Raw genomic sequence first — 1,425 nt, forward strand, 5'->3', positions numbered from 1 at the left:
AACGCCCCCGAACATGCGCTCCGCTGGCACGAGGCCGGAAGCGGGGCGGCCTTGGCGACCGTGATCGAGACATGGGGCTCCGCCCCGCGCCGGGTGGGGGCGCAGCTTGCGGTGTCGGGCGGCGGCGAAATGGAGGGGTCCGTCTCCGGCGGTTGCGTCGAGGGCGCGGTGGTGGTCGAGGCGCTGGAAGCGCTGGAAGACGGCAAGCCGCGCCTGCTGGAATATGGTGTCAGCGATGGCGATGCCTTTGCCGTGGGGCTGGCCTGTGGCGGCACGATCCGTATCCTCGTGGAGCCCATCGGGCCGGACGGGATGCCCGCCAAGTTGCTGCGCGAGCTGGTGCAGGCCCGGGCGGACCGCCAGCCGCGCGCCTATGAGGTGCGGCTGGACGGCACCGGGCGGGCACTGGTGGCCGAGGGGCATGAGGATCGGTTCCGCGCCGACAAATCCGGCATAGAAGAGGACGGCGAGACATTCGTCGCCATTCACAACCCGCCGCTGCGGCTGGTGCTGGTGGGGGCGGTGCATATCGCGCAGTCGCTGGTGCCCATGGCCCGGATCGCGGGGTTCGATCCGGTAGTGGTCGACCCGCGCGAAGCATTCGGTTCGCAACAGCGGTTCCCGGATGCGCGGGTGGTCAACGACTGGCCAGATGCCGCTTTGGAGGAGATCGGGGTAGATACGCGCACCGCCGTCGTGCTGCTGACCCATGATCCCAAGCTGGACGATCCGGCGCTGCATATCGCGCTGCGCTCCAGGGCCTTCTATATCGGCGCGCTGGGATCGACGCGCACCCATGCATCCCGGGTGCAGCGGCTCGAAAAGGCCGGGTTCGGAGCGGCGGACATCGCGCGTATCGCGGGGCCGGTCGGGCTTGATATCGGGGCGGCGGGGCCTGCGGAGATCGCCGTTTCGATCCTCGCCCAGATGATACAGGCGCTGAGAAAGCCATGAAGTTCGGCTCCTGCCCGGTCGCGGAGGCCGAGGGCACCATACTGGCCCATTCGGTCGCGCTGCCCGGCGGGCGGCTGCGCAAGGGGCGGCTGCTGACGGCGGGTGACCTCGAAAAGCTGGCGGCGGAGGGGCATGGGCATGTCACCGTGGCGCGGCTCGAACCCGGCGATCTGGACGAAAACGCCGCCGCCGCCCGGCTGGCCGAGGCGCTGATGGTGCCGGACGCCGGGCTGGCGGCGGGCCGGGCTTTCACGGGCCGGGTGAACCTGACGGCGGAGGGACCGGGGGTCGCGCTGCTGGATGTCGCGGCGCTGAACGCGGTCAATGCCGTGAACCCGATGATCACGCTGGCCACGGTGCCGCCCTTTCAGCAGATGGCGGCGGGGGGGATGGTGGCGACGATCAAGATCATCTCCTACGCGGTGCCGGAAGCGGATGTTGAGCGCGCCTGTGCCGCGGGGCGGGGGGCCA

Annotated in this window: 1 protein-coding gene and 1 pseudogene; both read left to right on the top strand. The window is 70.5% G+C overall.

The window, feature by feature from the left end; all coding sequences use genetic code 11:
- Window positions 1-954: XdhC family protein (locus tag A3764_RS17680; RefSeq protein ID WP_067951859.1), on the top strand; the 954-nt coding region annotated here is incomplete at its 5' end.
- Window positions 951-1,425, top strand: a pseudogene (locus tag A3764_RS17685) (molybdopterin-binding protein); the annotation flags it as partial. The gene A3764_RS17680 and the pseudogene A3764_RS17685, both read left to right, overlap by 4 nt.

The sequence above is a fragment of the Sulfitobacter sp. HI0129 genome (assembly GCF_001635395.1).
Classification (GTDB): Bacteria; Pseudomonadota; Alphaproteobacteria; order Rhodobacterales; family Rhodobacteraceae; genus Sulfitobacter.